The organism is Larkinella arboricola (assembly GCF_003259745.1).
In the GTDB taxonomy this organism is placed as follows: domain Bacteria; phylum Bacteroidota; class Bacteroidia; order Cytophagales; family Spirosomataceae; genus Larkinella; species Larkinella arboricola.
Map to the genome: position 1 here is coordinate 220017 of NZ_QLMC01000001.1, position 16321 is coordinate 236337.

At 51.7% G+C, this 16321-nt stretch carries 19 protein-coding genes; 10 read left to right on the top strand and 9 right to left on the bottom strand.

Features of this window, described 5'->3' with window-relative positions; genetic code table 11:
* The first annotated feature begins 184 nt into the window (after positions 1-184).
* The 3 genes from LX87_RS00905 (at position 185) to LX87_RS00915 (ending at position 3607) form a co-directional block, all read left to right on the top strand.
* Positions 185-2101, top strand: a complete 1917-nt coding sequence (locus LX87_RS00905) for a T9SS type B sorting domain-containing protein (protein ID WP_170139286.1) — start codon at positions 185-187, stop codon at positions 2099-2101.
* A gap of 135 nt (positions 2102-2236) precedes the next feature.
* Positions 2237-2572, top strand: a complete 336-nt coding sequence (locus LX87_RS00910) for a YbaB/EbfC family nucleoid-associated protein (protein WP_111626297.1) — start codon at positions 2237-2239, stop codon at positions 2570-2572.
* 3 nt (positions 2573-2575) lie between these two features.
* Positions 2576-3607 (top strand): glycosyltransferase family 2 protein, encoded by a 1032-nt coding sequence (locus LX87_RS00915; protein WP_111626298.1) that lies wholly within the window; start codon positions 2576-2578, stop codon positions 3605-3607.
* A gap of 6 nt (positions 3608-3613) precedes the next feature.
* Here LX87_RS00915 and LX87_RS00920 read toward each other — a convergent pair whose 3' ends face one another.
* Positions 3614-3835, bottom strand: coding sequence for a PspC domain-containing protein (locus tag LX87_RS00920; protein ID WP_111626299.1), 222 nt, complete (start codon positions 3833-3835; stop codon positions 3614-3616).
* Between the two features lie 423 nt (positions 3836-4258).
* Here LX87_RS00920 and LX87_RS00925 point away from each other — a divergent pair, with 423 nt between their 5' ends.
* The gene (locus LX87_RS00925; RefSeq protein WP_111626300.1) at positions 4259-4465 is read left to right on the top strand and encodes a cold-shock protein; all 207 of its coding nucleotides are present in this window, start codon (positions 4259-4261) and stop codon (positions 4463-4465) included.
* Positions 4466-4609: 144 nt separating this feature from the next.
* On the opposite strand, the gene LX87_RS00930 is transcribed toward LX87_RS00925, so the two are convergent.
* Positions 4610-5071 carry a 3-oxoacyl-ACP synthase gene (locus LX87_RS00930; RefSeq protein ID WP_111626301.1) on the bottom strand — a complete coding sequence of 154 codons (462 nt, stop codon included), beginning with the start codon at positions 5069-5071 and terminating at the stop codon, positions 4610-4612.
* Between the two features lie 7 nt (positions 5072-5078).
* Positions 5079-6809: a lysine--tRNA ligase gene (gene lysS / locus LX87_RS00935; RefSeq protein WP_111626302.1), complete on the bottom strand. Its 1731-nt coding sequence runs from the start codon at positions 6807-6809 to the stop codon at positions 5079-5081.
* 305 nt (positions 6810-7114) lie between these two features.
* On the opposite strand from lysS, the gene LX87_RS00940 reads away from it, so the two are divergent.
* Together LX87_RS00940 and LX87_RS00945 are read left to right on the top strand one after the other, a co-directional pair.
* On the top strand, positions 7115-7867 hold the full coding sequence (locus LX87_RS00940) for an SPFH domain-containing protein (protein ID WP_374755110.1): 753 nt from the start codon (positions 7115-7117) through the stop codon (positions 7865-7867).
* 77 nt (positions 7868-7944) lie between these two features.
* Positions 7945-8115 carry a type II toxin-antitoxin system antitoxin gene (locus tag LX87_RS00945; RefSeq protein WP_111626304.1) on the top strand — a complete coding sequence of 57 codons (171 nt, stop codon included), beginning with the start codon at positions 7945-7947 and terminating at the stop codon, positions 8113-8115.
* Between the two features lie 29 nt (positions 8116-8144).
* Here LX87_RS00945 and LX87_RS00950 read toward each other — a convergent pair whose 3' ends face one another.
* Complete coding sequence (locus LX87_RS00950) at positions 8145-8963, bottom strand: type III pantothenate kinase (protein WP_111627430.1); 819 nt, start codon at positions 8961-8963, stop codon at positions 8145-8147.
* A gap of 185 nt (positions 8964-9148) precedes the next feature.
* On the opposite strand from LX87_RS00950, the gene LX87_RS00955 reads away from it, so the two are divergent.
* From LX87_RS00955 to LX87_RS00970, 4 genes are all read left to right on the top strand, one after another.
* A complete protein-coding gene (locus LX87_RS00955) occupies positions 9149-10390 on the top strand; it encodes a serine hydrolase domain-containing protein (protein WP_111627431.1) in 1242 nt (413 codons plus the stop codon).
* A gap of 151 nt (positions 10391-10541) precedes the next feature.
* Entirely contained in the window at positions 10542-11018 is a 477-nt protein-coding gene (locus LX87_RS00960; RefSeq protein WP_111626305.1) for a Panacea domain-containing protein, read from the top strand.
* The gene (locus LX87_RS00965; RefSeq protein ID WP_111626306.1) at positions 11005-11367 is read left to right on the top strand and encodes a hypothetical protein; all 363 of its coding nucleotides are present in this window, start codon (positions 11005-11007) and stop codon (positions 11365-11367) included. The genes LX87_RS00960 and LX87_RS00965 overlap by 14 nt, the downstream gene beginning before the upstream one ends.
* Positions 11368-11445: 78 nt before the next feature.
* The gene (locus LX87_RS00970) at positions 11446-12414 is read left to right on the top strand and encodes a DUF4886 domain-containing protein (protein WP_111626307.1); all 969 of its coding nucleotides are present in this window, start codon (positions 11446-11448) and stop codon (positions 12412-12414) included.
* 73 nt (positions 12415-12487) lie between these two features.
* On the opposite strand, the gene LX87_RS00975 is transcribed toward LX87_RS00970, so the two are convergent.
* The 5 genes from LX87_RS00975 to LX87_RS00995 form a co-directional block, all read right to left on the bottom strand.
* Positions 12488-13711, bottom strand: coding sequence for a PQQ-dependent sugar dehydrogenase (locus LX87_RS00975; protein ID WP_111626308.1), 1224 nt, complete (start codon positions 13709-13711; stop codon positions 12488-12490).
* Between the two features lie 169 nt (positions 13712-13880).
* Positions 13881-14810: a ketopantoate reductase family protein gene (locus LX87_RS00980; RefSeq protein ID WP_111626309.1), complete on the bottom strand. Its 930-nt coding sequence runs from the start codon at positions 14808-14810 to the stop codon at positions 13881-13883.
* A 6-nt stretch (positions 14811-14816) separates the two neighbouring features.
* The gene (locus LX87_RS00985) at positions 14817-15326 is read right to left on the bottom strand and encodes a DinB family protein (RefSeq protein ID WP_229310505.1); all 510 of its coding nucleotides are present in this window, start codon (positions 15324-15326) and stop codon (positions 14817-14819) included.
* A 51-nt stretch (positions 15327-15377) separates the two neighbouring features.
* Entirely contained in the window at positions 15378-15722 is a 345-nt protein-coding gene (locus tag LX87_RS00990) for a cupin domain-containing protein (protein ID WP_111626311.1), read from the bottom strand.
* 3 nt (positions 15723-15725) lie between these two features.
* Entirely contained in the window at positions 15726-16235 is a 510-nt protein-coding gene (locus LX87_RS00995; RefSeq protein WP_111626312.1) for a GNAT family N-acetyltransferase, read from the bottom strand.
* Positions 16236-16321: the final 86 nt, after the last annotated feature.

The following is a 16321-nucleotide window of genomic DNA, read 5'->3' on the forward strand; positions in this document are numbered from 1 at the left end:
TGCTAAATTTGGGTTTCGGACGTTTTTATCAAAAAACGAGTTATAGCTACGTAAAACTTTACCTCCCGTGGGCGTTTTCAGGAAGTGGTCAGCCGGTTTATCAAGGGCAGTCCGGCAGCAAGTCCGGTTTTTCCTGACCAGCATGTGTATTAGTTTGGGTTTAAACACGCTTGTTCAAACAAATGTGGCTTGGGCGCATGTAGTGTTAGCGGATGACTGGTGTGCCAATCGGCCACCAAATGCCGCAGCAGGGAGTTTTAGTGTATCGGCTCAGAAAGGGTGTGCGCCATTCACGGTTACGGTAAAAAACACAACCAACAGTCCCGACAACCTGTTTCTGTATGTATATGATTACCAGGGGGGCGATCCCGTTGCCGCCAAAGCTGGCGTTGCAGACATTACGCACGTCTATACCAAGCCCGGAAAATATAAAATTCTGCAAATCGGAAATGTCAGTACCGGTTCGGTAGCTTGTCAGGAAATTGAAGTACTCGATGCAACTCCGCCGAATTTCCGGGCTTACAGTTGCGCCAATATGAAAGTGGTAGTCGATATTCCCCGTGATGCGGTTACTGAGCAATATGACGACTTTAAAATAGACTGGAATGATGGCAGTCCGGTGGAAACCGTTTCGAAAACTGGTGCAGGGGCTATAACCGCCATCCATACCTACCAGAATAAGGCTACTTATCAAATTAAAGTATCAGGTAACTACCAAAGTATCAACTGTGGAGGTGGTTCGTTTCAGCAGGTTACGCCACTTCTCGATACCGAGTTTACCAAACCGGTTATTACCAAACTGACAACCACCGGAACCACTGCTACCCTGCAAGTACAAGCCGGTGCCCAGCAATCCGTTACCTTGTACCAGAAGGACGCATCCGGCGCGTATATCGCCAGGCCGATCTCCCGCGTTGGCAACGGTTCGCTGGTGGCTACCGATATAACCGCCCATCCCACCTGTTTTAAAGTTGTTTCGCAGAATGCCTGCGGAGAAAAATTCGAATCCGACGAAGTGTGCAGCATTGGGCTGCGAGTAGAAGCGCGCGAAAAGGAAAACGAGGTGATCTGGAATGCGCCGGGCAATCCGGCCAATTTTCAGCAGTATACCGTTACAAAAAACGATGCCACACTTCGTACGCTCAACGGTCTGACAACTACGTCCGTGGTCGATTCCGACGGCATCACCTGCAACGAAAGCTATTGTTATCAGATTACGGCGCTGGTCGGTTCGGTCGAGATCGTGTCCGATCAGTTGTGCATAACGGCCGGTTCGTCAACCCCGCCCCCGCCTTTTTCGACGGTTCAGGTGTCGGTCAACAGCGACAACCGCGTCGATCTGCGGAGTATACCGCCCATTCCGACGTCCCAGAGTCCGAGTTACCGAATGGTTATTTTTCGTCAGGATCAGCCGGGTGGAGCGTTCGCCCAGACCAGTATGGAGGTCGATCGGAATATCCATCAGGACGGCGGTGTGCAGCCCGATCAGCAATCCTACTGCTACCAGGTGGTTTACCAGAATGCCTGTGGCGGGTCGTCGGAGCCTTCCAAAACCGTTTGCACGATTTACCTGAACTCCCGTTCTGCTTCCACCATAAACTGGACGGGGGAGTCGCCTTTCGCCGATGAAGTAATTGACCGGTATATTATCGAGAAGGTGGACGGCAACGGAACGGTTCTGGAAGAAATTACCGTTGACCTGAACACGTCTTACGAACCCGTTCAGGATGATCCGAACGCGCTGGAAGCCCGTTTTCGCGTAAAAGCCGTATCCAAATCCGGCGCCATCAGCTATTCCAACTTCTATACGTATCTGTTCCCCCAGGCGCAACGGCTTTTTGTTCCGGACGCCTTCACGCCCAACGGCGACGGGTTGAATGACCTGCTGGAAGTAAAAGGCAGCACCAATTTTCAATCCCTTCAATTGACGGTTTACAACCGCTGGGGCGAAGTGGTTTTCAGCACCGAAAACCGGGAAGGCTGGGATGGTACCATCAATGGGCAGCCCGCCCAGCCCGGAACCTACGCGTACCGCATCAACGTCGTCAATCTGGAGGGCAAGAAAACAGAAAAGACCGGCTCGGTGTTACTGATTCGATAGACACGGGAACACTGCCGGGCGACAAAAGCGGACCGACGTTCGGGCCGTGCGCTATTCGTTGCTACCTTTGTTTGAACGATGGTAAGCGTACTGGTCTTTCTCATCTCTTTTGTTTCACTTCTTTTTTGATACGCTATGTTCAACATGATGGATATGTTTGGTAAGGTAAAGGAATTTCAGGCCCGGATGAAAGAAGCCCAGGGGAGTCTGAGTACCATTACCGAATCGGGAGAATCGGGCGCTGGCATGGTCCGGGTGACCGTCAACGGCCTGAAACAGGTTGTTCGGCTGGAAATTGATCCGGATTTGGTCCGGCCCGATGACCGCGAAATGTTGCAGGACCTGGTGGTGGCCGCTACCAACAAGGCCCTCGAAAACGTAGAACCCAAAATCAAGGCGCATCTTCAGAAAGCCACCGAAGGGCTGTTGCCCAACATTCCCGGTTTCGACCTGGGCAGCATGATGTCGTAAGGCATGGATCAGGTTGCTATTGTAATCCTGAATTACAACGGAAGGGCGTATCTGGAACGGTTTCTGCCGTCTGTGTTGGCGCACTCGGAGGGGTACCCGGTTTATGTTGCCGACAATGATTCTACGGATGATTCGGTTGGTCTGCTTCGGGAGAAATTCCCGACTGTACGGCTGGTGCAGTTACCGCTTAATTTTGGGTATGCGGGCGGCTACAACGCGGCTTTGAAACAGATCGAAGCCCGGTATTTCCTGCTGCTGAATTCCGACGTTGAAGTAAGTCCGGGCTGGTTGTCGCCCCTGTTGAAGCTAGCCGACACCAATCCGCAGATAGCGGCCTGTCAGCCCAAAATCCGGTCATACAAAGAAGCTCACCGATTTGAATACGCCGGAGCGGCCGGGGGGTACATCGATTACCTGGGTTATCCGTTCTGCCGGGGACGGCTTTTCGATACCGTCGAAGAAGACCAGCATCAGTACGACGACGCCCGGGAGATTTTCTGGGCTACGGGGGCGTGTATGTTGGTACGTGCTGAGGTTTTTCACCAGCTGGATGGGTTCGATCCGCGGTTTTTCGCCCACATGGAAGAAATAGACTGGTGCTGGCGGGCTAAAAATGCCGGTTATCAAATCTGGTATTGCCCCGACTCGACGGTTTTCCACGTCGGGGGCGGCACGCTGCCCAAATCCAATTCGCGCAAAACGTTTCTGAATTACCGCAATAGCCTCGCCATGCTCTACAAAAACCTGCCGACGGGCTTGGTATTTCGTACGATTTTTATCCGGTTGGTGCTAGACGGTATAGCGGGTGGTCAGTTGCTTCTGAAGGGGAATTGGCAAGATACGATGGCGATTATACGGGCGCACTTTGCATTTTATAGCTGGCTGTCTTTTCTGCGAAAACAACGACGGAGTTTAACAGATCTGCGTAAAAACCGGATTACTCACAAGCAGATATATCCGCACAGTATTGTGGGGCAGTATTTTATAAAAGGAAACAAAACGTTTCGGGATCTTCCCAATAGTACGGAATTATAACCGATGCTAAAGGTCCCAGATGGTAGGGTGATTATGCCGGCGGAGGTGTTTATTCATCTCCATCCAGAACGCCATGATTAGATACAGCACTACCGGGGATCCCAGCGTCAGACAGGACGTATAAATAAAATAAAGCCGGATGCTGCTGGCCGGAATATTCATCATCTCGCCCAGGCGAGTACAGACGCCAAAGGCCTGACTTTCGACAAAATACCTGAGTTTGTTCATAATAGTAACGGTCCTGATAATCAGTGCGCAACAGAAAAAGTTGTATATTTAATGCAAATCCGTTTGAAAGCAATAGTATAAGCTACCAAATATACATTGAATGTGCAGGTACAACAATTCCGGCAACGAAAAGTTTTGGCTTATTATTTAATGGTAGATTAGTTAGGCACAATTAAGTGTTGGAATTGGATAATTAAATTCAGGCAAATAGTTTATATATTCGTAACAAATTTTGTTACTTTGTGTTTACTAAGGCGTTGTCTTATAAATTTTAAGATATTTTTGCTATTCAACAAAGTCAGTGCATAGACGGCCAGTTCCATCCGTATCGCCCATTTCGTGTGTTAACCTGGAACCTGTTTGGAGACTTTTGTTAAGAATACTCCCGTTTAGTAATGTTTTATTTTTAATTTTTTAAGTTTTATGCAAACAGGTGTTGTCAAATTTTTCAACGAGAGCAAAGGCTACGGGTTCATCGTCGAAGATGATACGAACCGTGACATTTTTGTCCACATTACTGGCCTGAATGGCACGACTATTCGGGAAACAGACCGTGTCTCTTTCGAAGTAATCGAAGGCAAAAAAGGCCTTAATGCCGTTAAGGTGAAAAAACTGGAAGGGTCTTACTAACCTACGATCCTTCATGAACATAAAAACCCCGGCCACATGACCGGGGTTTTTTTATGGCTTTTCGGAATCAAACAAGAGACGTAAGATCGGAGAGCCGGGGTTATATCAGGCAACGTCTTTGCTCTATTGTCTCACATCTTTTGTCTACACTACCGCCAGAATGCGAATTGGTTTTCCATTAAACACCACTTCGTCGTTTGCTTTTACGTGGTTCAGCCGGACACCTATGGGCGAAGCGGCCGAAACCGCAAAGTAATCGGTCTGATCGAGGGTGATTTTCCCGGCGCTAATGGCGATAAAAAAATTACCCTGACTCGTCATTACTATACTCCCCGGCTGTCCGCTCGTGTAAATCTTGCCGCTATCAATCCGGGCCAGTTCCTGCTGAAGCTTGCGGGCTTCGGCCAGTTGCTGGGCGTGACGGTCGCGTTCGATCTGCGCCATGGCCCGCCCGGTTTCGTATTTGTCGCCCGCGCTGCTTTTCGATTCTTCGTTGGCGGCAGCCTGTGCGGCTTCCATCGCGGTTTTGGCGGTTTCGATGCGTTGCGCAACATACTGCTGGCAACGCTCGAAAAGCGCCTGTTTAACCGTCGCGTAGTCGATCATGATCGTCTTATTGGCCGGTCCAGCTTTTGACCTGATCCAGCGTCGGCATGGGTACATCCAGCTTCAGTTTCTTCCGCATCCCGCCCAGATCGTTGAAAATCTTATTGGCGTTGGCCCCGCTCAGTTGGTTGACGTGTTGATAGCCCATTTTCTGCAAGGCCGGAACCCAGCCCGCCGGAATGCCCAACTGCTCGAAATCCGCTTCGGTCGAAAGCTCCAGTTTCTTCTCCGGACGCATCTGCGGGAAAAACAGCACATCCTGAATCGACGGCTGATTCGTCATAATCATCGACAGCCGGTCGATGCCCAGACCCACACCCGCCGTCGGCGGCATACCGTATTCCAGCGCCCGAAGGAAGTCTTCGTCCATTGCCATCGCTTCCTCGTCGCCCCGTTTAGCCAGTTCCAGTTGTTCTTCAAACCGGGCGCGCTGGTCGAGCGGATCGTTTAGCTCGGAATAGGCATTGGCAATTTCCTTTCCGTTACAAATGGCCTCAAACCGTTCCACCAGACCCGGTTTGTTCCGGTGCTTTTTGGTCAGGGGCGACATTTCAACCGGGTAATCCGTGATGAACGTCGGCTGAATCAGGTTGCCTTCCACGGCTTCACCAAACAGTTCGTCGATGAGTTTTGATTTACCCATCGTGCTGTCGGTCTTAATGCCCCGGCTTTCGGCCACCTGCCGTAGTTCGTCTTCACCCATCGCCGACACATCCACGCCGGTATATTCCTGAATGGCTTCGAACATGGTAAACCGTTTCCAGGGGCGCTGGAAGTTGATAATGTTGTCGCCTACGGGTACTTCGGTTTTGCCGTGCAGATCCAGCGCAATCTTCTCGACCATCTCCTCGATCAGATCCATCATCCAGTTATAATCCTTGTAGGCAACATACAGCTCCACCTGCGTAAATTCCGGGTTGTGGAACCGGCTCATGCCCTCGTTGCGGAAATCTTTGGCAAACTCAAAAACGCCGTCGTAACCGCCCACGATCAGGCGCTTGAGGTACAGCTCGTTGGCAATCCGCAGGTACAGCGTCATGTCGAGCGTATTGTGGTGGGTGCGGAAAGGCCGGGCGGCCGCTCCCCCGTGAATCGGTTGCAGAATCGGCGTTTCGACTTCCAGGTATCCCCGGTTGCCCAGAAACGTCCGGATGGAATTGACCAGTTGGGTCCGCTGCACGAACGTCTTGCGGACTTCCGGATTCACGATCAGGTCCACATACCGCTGGCGATACCGTTGTTCGGGGTCCGAGAAGGCATCGTAGGTTTGCTTGTTGCCCTGTTCATCCACTACTTCCTTCACGATGGGTAAGGGCCGCAATGATTTCGTCAGCAGCTTGAATTCGGTAACATGGATGGAGATTTCGCCGGTTTGGGTTGTAAACACGTAGCCCTTGACACCGATAATGTCACCGATGTCCAGCAATTTCTTGAAAACCGTGTTGTAGAGCGTTTTGTCATCGCCGGGGCACAGATCGTCGCGTCGGAAATAAAGCTGAATCCGGCCCGTGGCGTCCTGTAGTTCCGCAAACGAAGCCGACCCCATAATGCGGAAGCTCATCAGACGGCCCGCAATGGCGATGTTTTTGTAATCGGTTTTGTTGCGCTCGTAATTTTTATGGATGTCGGCCGCCGTAACGTTGACCTCGAATAAGTCGGCGGGGTAGGGGTCAATGCCCATCCGCATCAGTTCCTCGCGCTTGTTGCGCCGGTTGATCTCCTGTTCGCTCAGTATCATCTTATTGTAAAAAAGAGTTGCAAATATAGGGGATCCGGTTAGGGCTTTAACACCAATGCTACCGGTATTTACATCAAATTGAAATAAAGCGGTCCTCCCGGTAGTAAACATCTTGTCAGCAAAAAACAGCCGTACATCCAAAAATAGTTGGCAAAATAGCCAGATTTGTGATAGTATTGTGATATCAAAATACTATCACAAATGCCATGAACGAAAAGAACCTTACCTCCCTTTCCGGCTACGTCCTGTTGCTGATTGCTTTGATTCTACTGGGTGTATCGGTATACGGTTTTATTACCGAAGCGATGGCGCTGGCCCTTATTTCCGGCTTTGTTGCGATTATTATCATGAGCGGGCTGGTCGTTATTAATCCCAAAGAAGGCGTTGTTACCACCTTTTTCGGCGACTACATGGGCACGATGCGACAAACCGGCCTTCGCTGGGTAAATCCCCTTTACCGCAAGAAAAAAATCAGCCTCCGCGCTCGCAACCTCAACGGCCAGACGCTCAAGGTAAACGACAAGATGGGCAACCCCATCGAAATTGCCGCCGTGGTGGTCTGGCAGGTGGCCGATACCGCCAAAGCCCTGTTTGAAGTGGATGATTACACGCTGTTTGTGCAGATTCAGTCGGAAGCGGCTGTCCGGCATCTGGCCAGCACCTGTGCCTACGATACGATGGAAGACGAAGACGCTACGGTTACGCTCCGTGACAGCACCGGCCAGATCAACGTCCTGCTGGAAAAGGAATTGAACGAACGGCTGGCCCGCGCCGGGGTGGATGTTATCGAAGCCCGGATCAGCCACCTGGCCTATGCACCTGAAATTGCGGGGGCCATGCTGCAACGTCAACAGGCCACGGCTGTAGTGTCGGCCCGCAAACAGATCGTGGAAGGTGCCGTCGGTATGGTCGAAATGGCCCTGGCGCGACTGGCCGAAAAAGACGTTGTGGCACTGGATGAGGAACGAAAAGCCGCGATGGTCAGCAACCTGCTGGTGGTTCTCTGTGGAGAAAAATCCGTCAACCCCGTCGTCAACGCCGGAACCCTGTATAGTTAAAAATGAAGCGTTAAGAATGAAGAGTGAGCCGATGTGTTAAACTCTTAACTCTTCATTCTTAACTCGTAACTCAAAAGATGGCTGCGGAGAAGAAAGCATTTGTATTACGTATCAATCCCGAAACGCTGAAGGAACTCGAACGCTGGGCGCAGGAAGAGTTTCGCAGCGTCAATGGGCAGATTGAGTTTATCCTTCATGAAGCCTTAAAAAAAAGAAAGAAAACCTCCCCACCCGACCAGCCTGAGTAATGGATTGGCGGATTAAAGCCGCAGGAACGTTAAACCCGCAATCCAATTTCGCGAATGCCGTCGAGGGTCAGGTTCGGAATAATTTCTACAAAATCAGCCTGTAGGGATGGAATAACCGATACCATGCCGCCCGTGGCGATGGCAATGCAGTCGCCGTTTAGCTCGGTCCGGATGCGGTGAATCAACGAACGAACCAATCCCTCATAGCCCATGACAACCCCGGCCTGAATGGCATGGGCGGTGCTGGTGCCCAGCGCCGACTCGGGCAGGACAAGCGGAACTTCCGGCAATTGGGCCGTATTGGAAAACAGCGAACGGACGGCGGTTTTCAGGCCCGGCGCGATGGCAACACCGGCAATTTTGCCGTCACCGGTTACGGTGGTAAACGTCAGAGCTGTTCCGAAATCGACGATGACACAGTTCTGCTTATACCGTAGGTAAGCGGCCAGGGCATTGGCAACCAGATCGGTACCGATAGCGTAGGGCCGCAGGATCTGCATCGGTAAAGCCGGATAAACGGCGGGGCCAATCACAACCGGCTCCACGTTAAAAAGCCGCATCAGGGTAGACCGCAGGGTATGGGTCACTTCCGGAACGACGCTGCTAATGACAACGGACTCAACGGCACTCAGTGGAATAGCGGATTCCAGAAACCACAACCGAAGGAGTTTTTCGTACCGGTCCTGCTCCGCCGGAAAAGCAGCTATATCGCCAACCGGTCGGTCGGTGATGTGAAAAGCCATCGGTTCTTCGAGCAGGGTGCGCGTCCGCCAGACGTGCCGCCATTGCTGGTGATCATGTAACCCAAAAACGGTATTAGAATTGCCTGCGTCGACGGCGAGGAACATAAAATGAAAATACGGTAAGTCAGTAAAAGTTGCAAAGATAGCACGAAACACCGTTTTGAGAATCAACTCACTGCGCAAATCGAGTGGCCGGTTTGGTAAGCGTCGTCATAAATCATTACTTTTCAGAAACGGATTCACATTACGGCCTGATTTTAACAAACGGCTTTTCAAAAACGGATAAGGTCATGTTCAGTAATAAGGTTCATCGGTCGACGGTTATTGGCCTGCTGATGCTGCTGGCGTGGATAACCAATAGCTGCCAGAAAGACCCCGAAAATCCTGCGCCCGATCAGCCCGTCACCTGGTTTGATTCGTTTGGCAAAATGCTCGACGATTCGCTGAAGCCCAAGAAAATTGGCTACGCTTATGTGATACTGGAAGGCGCCGAAGTGCGGGCCTCGGGAAGTGGCGGTTTAAAATCGCGGACCAACGAAGCGGAAGGTGAGAAAGCGTTTACGCTCGATACCAAATTGCACGTCGCCAGCATAAGCAAAACCATCACAGCGATGGCATTCCTGCATCTGGCCGCCCAGAAAGGCATTAAAATCACCGATAAAATAGCGCCCTATCTGCCGCCAGCCTGGGTGAAAGGCCAAAATATCAATCAGATTACGTTCCGGGATCTGATGACGCACGAAAGCGGCCTTATTGGTCTGGCCAATACCTGCACCAATGGCGCTTATTCTGAAAATATCTGGTGGGGTTTGCAGCAACTCGTCCAGAAAGGCATCCGGGCGTCAAACCGGGGCAAATATTGCTACCAGAATGCCAATTTTAGTCTATTCCGAATTCTGATTCCGGCCATTCTGGGATATTCGTTTACCGGAGACGACCAGATGGACGATGAGCAGACCCAGCAACGGTACATGGCGTATGTCCAGCAAAATGTCTTCGAGAAAGTGGGCATCACCAGCGCCGTGGCCGATCAGCCGCCGGGCGATCCGACGTATGCCTATACCTATCCGTCGGGCCTGGAATCCGGCTGGAATGCCGGTGATTTTACCAATACCGTGGGGGCTTATGGCTGGCACCTGACGCCCAGAGAAACCGGAAAATTATTTGCCACGGTTTTTTCGACCACCGACCAGCGCATCTTGACAACGGCCTGGAAAGATACGCTGCTGACCAACGGTCTGGCTCTTTTTTCCGGTATAATGCCGGACGGCTCCATTCGCTATCATGACGGGTGGTGGTATCTCAGACTGGCTCAGTATCAGGGCGTGCGGACGGTCTGGATACAGTTTCCGGACAATGTTACGGCGGTTTTATTTGTCAACGCCCTGCACGGCACCCGGGGGTATTTTCCGAGTGACGACGGGAACGATATTGTGCCCTACCTCACCCGGGCGTATACATTGGCCCGTGCCGCGAAAACCGGTCGCAAAACGGTTGGTACACTGACGCTCGAACATCCGGAGCCGCATTGATTCAGGACACAAAAGAATGGAAATTAAGCCGGTTCGTTGTATCTTTACCTATTGATTTTCAGTAGGTGAGAATTATTTCACAGCCAATGAAGCCCGTAAAACAGATTGCTGCGCCGACCTGGCTGAATACGTAAACAATAGATACGAATGTATGTACCCGGCATTGCTAATTGCCAGACAGTTTATTAACAAAGGCATCTCCGAAGGCCGTCCCATCACGCCGATGAAGCTGCAAAAGCTTATTTATATGGCGCATGGATTACACCTGGCCCGGCACGAAAAACCACTGATTGCCGAAAAAGTACAGGCCTGGTCGTATGGCCCGGTTATTCCTGATGTATATACCCGTTTCAAACGATTTGGTAACCATCCCATTACTACCCCGATTCCGACGCTGGACTGGGAAGAGGACCTGGATTCGCAGGCGCAGGACTCGATCAATTTTGCCTGGGATATTGCCAAAGATTACAGCGCCATCCAGCTTTCCAACTGGACGCACATTGAAGGATCGCCCTGGTATCAGTCGGTGAGCCGCAGCGACAGCGGGGCCATCGATCAGGAACCGATTGACAATGAAATAATCAAAGAATATTTCACCGAAATTATCAGGCGCGATGTCGGAGAGTGAAGACAGCGAAAAAGCGAAAGAAAATTTCCGCAAGCTGATTGAAGCGTCTTCGACGGACCCGCGTAACAGCAGTCTTTCCCGCAACGAGTTCGATCAGTACGATCAGGAGGAACGCCGAACCCGGTTGCAGGGACTGGCGCAGGACATTCAGGAGCGGAAGAAATTCGCGCAGTGGATTTTCTGGATGGTGGTCATGTGGCTGGTGGTGATTCTGGGCATCATCATTGCCGAAGGGCTGCATCTGCTGGATATTCCCCAGGCCGTGACCATCGCCCTGATCGGTTCAACAACAGTCAACGTGACGGCTTTTTTCGTCATTGTAACGAAGTATCTGTTTCCGGGGAAATAGCGGTTTTGACTGTTCTGCCAGTATAAAAAGCCGTTTTTGCTCTTTCCCGGAAATTGGCTATACCGATACAATCGACTTATGGATTTCAAAACCGGGGTTTTTCCGTTTCGCGGGCGCATTGCTGTTCTCCTGTTTCTGCTGCTGGTGGTTACCCGTCCGTTCGTTTTTTCACAAACGGGTTCCGGAGCAAAAACCAGCGGCAAACCGCTACGGCTTTTCATCATCGGAAACAGTTTTTCCGGCAATGCAACCCGGTATTTGCCGGAGTTAAGCAAAGAGGGCGGTCATGAACTACTCATTGGCCGGGCCGAACTGGGTGGGTGTTCCCTGCAACGCCATTGGGAAATTGCCGAAGCCGCCGAGGCCAATCCGGATGATCCGAAGGGAAAAGCATACAACGGGAAATCACTGAAAATGCTGCTGTCGGAAGGCACCTGGGATGTGGTTACCCTGCAACAATATTCCATGCTGTCCGGCGATGTGGAAACCTACCAGCCCTACGCCCGGAAGCTGTATGAGTACATTAAAAAGATACAGCCTGCCGCTAAAATTGTCTTTCACCAAACGTGGGCCTACCGCGCCGATGCCGACGGTTTTGGTAAAATCGCCGGGAAAACCGTGGCGCAGACCGAAAAAGAAATGTGGGAAAAATCGCGGGCGGCTTACCATACCGTTGCGCGCGAGCTGGGCGTGTCGATCATTCCGACCGGCGATGCGTTCTGGCGGATGAGTTCCGACCGGAACTGGGGTTTTCAGAAAGAGAATGGCTTCAACGCGGCTACCGCACAACCGCCCCGTTTGCCGAATGAAAAGAATTCCCTACACGTTGGCTACCAGTGGAAGGACAATAAACTGGCGTTTGATTCCCATCACGCCAATAAGGCTGGTTGTTACCTCGGGGCGCTGGTCTGGTACGGTTTTCTGTTCAACGAATCTCCGGTCAGGCTGACGTTTGCTCCCGAAGAGGTACCTGCCGACTTTGCTGCCCAATTGCGGAAAACAGCCTGGAAAACGGTCAAAGAAACCGGAAATTCTGTTGCGCGGTAACGGTTAAAAATCAGAAGGCCGTCGTCTGACTTGAAACAGACGACGGCCTTCTGATTTAGGGCGGATTCACAGCTTATTTCTGATACGTCACCCGGTAAATAACGCCGTTGTTGTCATCGGTAAACAGCAGCGAACCGTCGGGCATGGTGGTGATCCCAACGGGCCGACCAAACTGCGCCTGATTGTTGTTCACCAGAAAACCGGTCACAAAATCGTCAACGCGTGTCGGTTTGCCGTTCTCATAATGAATCCGAACCACCTTATAACCCGTGGGTTGTGCCCGGTTCCAGGAGCCGCGCATAGCGGCAAAGGCGTCGTTCTGGTACTCCGCCGGAAAACCGTTGGCGGCTCCGGAACCCGTGTAAAATACCATACCTATCGGGGCCGCGTGCGGATCGTACGACAGGCTGGGGAGGGTGGTTTTAGCCAGAACATCCGCGTAGGTGGTGTCTCCCATCGGGCGGGGGTGAGGGGAGTAGCTACCGTCTCCATAGATATACGGCCAGCCGTAAAAAGCCCCCTGTTTGATCTGGTTTAGTTCTTCTTTCTGCTGATCATCGCCCAGCCAGTCGATACCGTGGTCGAGTCCCCAGAGTTCTTTGGTTTCCGGATGCCAGCCAAAACCGATGGTGTTGCGCAGACCGCTGGCGAAGATAACCCGGTTACTGCCGTCGGGATTCGCCCGCAGAATGGTGGCGTTTTCGGCATTGGGTTCGGCGCAGGCGTTGCAGGTGCTGCCCACGGTAAGGTACATCAGGCCGTCGGGGCCGAAGCCGATGGTCCGGTTGGGGTGCTGACCGCCGTCGGGCAGGTTGTTGATCAGTTGCTGCGGGGTTCCGAGCGTACCGTCCGGGTTAATGTCGGCCCGATACACTTCTTTTACGGCCACCAGGTACATTTTATCCTGATGAATCGTCAGACCGTGTACGGCTTTGATGGTAGCCACTACCTGGTTCACGTCGGCTTTTCCGTCGCCATTGGTGTCACGCAGCAGCGTCACGGTGCCCGCTTCGCGGCTGGTTACGTACACATTCCCCGATGCACTGACCGTCAGCATCCGGGGCTTTCGGAGCTGATCGGCGAACTTGGCAATCCGAAAACCCGCCGGGAGTCGGAGTTGGGCCACCCGCTCGTCGGTAGCGTCGACGAGTGCGGGTTCGAATACATTGCCCTGAATGCTGGCGGATGTCGGCTCTTTGTTGGTTTCGGGAATTTTGGCGCCCGGAAGATGGTCTTTCGCGCACGAACTTAGTGCAGCCAGACCCGCCAGCAGGTACATCCTTCGTAGAGTTTTCATGAATAAAATTTAGATAGCGATGTGAATAACGCGTAACAACCCATTCCCCGCAGAGAATGGGTTGAACGAAAGCTATAACCTTTTAGGAAGTCAAGAGTTTAGGCCGGAGCCACCGGGGGAAGCGTATTTTTGGTAAATCTATTTCGTGGCTCCAATAAGGTAGTTGTAGTTACGAATTGCTTCGGCCCAACGCTGATTTTAAATTCACCAATTCCCCCAGTAAGCGCGTTTCCGGGACTAAATCCTCTTTGTGCAGGCTGCTGGCAATCCGAACAATTTCGGCATTTAATGTATCCATTTCGGTTTGCCGCCCGTTGCGCATATCCTGTAAGGTTGATATGAGTTGCCCGTCGGACGAGCGGCTGATCAATAAAAGGCTCTCCAGCACGTCATCCGCATCCAGAAATATCGCTTTTTCCCGGGCAACGGCGGTGCATTCACCAATCACCCGTCTGGCTATTTCAAGCGCACTTTCATCGCGGTGGAAAATACCGTTATCTATTTCCAGCAGCGGACAGATGGCATTGAAAATACAGTTGATAACGGTTTTCTTCCAGATAATGGGTTGAATATCCGTTTCGGCGCGGAATGGAAAGAGGGGAGTGTTGAGGGAATCGACCAGTGAAATCAGGCGGGTGTTATTTCCTTGAATAACGCCAATGGGCGAAACCGAGACGGGTTTGAACCGGACGGTATGGGCAGAAACCGGTTGGCTGGTAACAAAAAGGACGCACCGGTAAATTTCGGGAAAGGCGTTGTCTATAAAAGGCTGTTCAACGCCCAGGCCGTTTTGCAGAATGACCACGGGCGAATGTCCGGCTTTATTTTTCAGACGCTGGGCCAGCTTTTGGTTACCATACGATTTGCTGGTTAAAACGATAATACCGTCCAGCGTCGGGAAATTGCGCAGGCTACTGACCTCAATCTCCGCTTCCAGTTCGGTTTTTTGATCGACGATGACGTTGATTTTTTGGGTATCGCTGGCCTGATCATCGACGCTCCCGCGCAGGAGAATAACGTTTTTGTTAGCCCGTTTGAGTGCAACCGCTAGTACTTTTCCAATGGCCCCCGCGCCAATGATATAAATCGTATTTTTCATCAACCACTAACTGACACTTTTTAGCGAAATCAAAGGGAAATACCGCTCCCGGAGGACATTCAAATGGTGAATAGGGTGGCCAGCGATGACAAAGCCCAACGCCAGGACGGAAATTTGTCGGCCAAAACACGTGCCGTTCCGACGGAGCATTTCGTCCGTAAACCCCTTAAAAAGCCGTACCGTTGTGGCGCGTACCAGCGAAAATTCGTCCAGCAAATCCGGCAGGGATCGGTCGGCTGCGGTTGTATTTCGGGCAAACAATTCTTCATCGAAGCCGGGCAGAACGGTCTGATCATTCCGCGCAAACCGCAAGGCCCGGTATGCCAGAATCCGCTCTGTGTCGATGCAGTGTTGCAGAATATCCCGAACCGTCCATTTGCCGGGCGCATAAACCGTATCACCGAGGGCTTCCAGTTGAGGCAGAACCGGCTCAAGCAGCTCTGTGCTTTGTGCAAGTGCTTCTGCAAGGGGAACGTCATCGACCAGGTTAATATACCGGTCAAAGAACTCAGGCATGGGGTTAATCGCTGTTTTTCTCATTGTTATCGGTGGTTAGTAGTCGAAAAATCAAGATATCAATTCCTGCGGACGACCGGAAGCTTCTCCGCCTTTGGGGCCGTAGAAAATTACCCAGGTTGCAAAATCGTCGGTAAATTGCTGAAACCGGTGTTCGGCGCGGGCGGGTACAAAAAAGAAGTCGCCCGGCTGGAACGGGTACGTTTTTCCTTCCAGATTAAAAACGCCCGAACCGGCAATAATAAAATAAACTTCGTCCCGCTCATGGGGCAGTTGCCGGTCGTGCCCCACGGGTTTGTAGACCTCAAGCGAAAGCGTGCCGTACCCGAATAGCTCCAGAAATTCTTTTCCGGACTCCTGCAATTGGCGCAACGCCTGTTCAGCCGGTTGGTGCATGGTTTACGGAATTTTTAATTCAAACAGACTAAACGAACCCTGATGGTAGTGGGCAGGCAGTTCGCGGACGTTGTCCAACGGGAACACACCCAGATACGTAAAGCCGCAACTGACGTAATAGGTATTGAGCTTCTCATTACCGCTATGGGTATCCAGCCGAACAAATTGTTTGCCGTTTGCTTTGGCGTATTGCTGCGCCCAGGCCACAATGTGTTTGACGTACTGCCCTCCCCGGAATTGCGGGTTGGTGGCAATGCGGTGAAGATAAATCGCCGGGTCGCGGTCTTTTTCCTTCCAGATGAGCGGATCCTGCCAGGTAACCACAAAGACACAGGCGATCTGACCGTTCTCAAGAATTTTCCACTGGCGGTTTTCCCGGATTTCCGTTTCGACCAGACTGCGTTCAAAGCCTAGCCAGTGTCTGACCCCCATTTGCTTTTGGTAGGCGGTTGCTACGTCGTAAAGTTGAAATAAAACCGGAATGTCCTCCTCTGTACAGGTGACGATTTGCATTGTATTGAAGTAAAGTTGTTACTGTTTGGCTTCCCGGTATCAGGTAGCCCTGCGAGGCCCGATCGGCGCACAAAGTTCTATTTAAA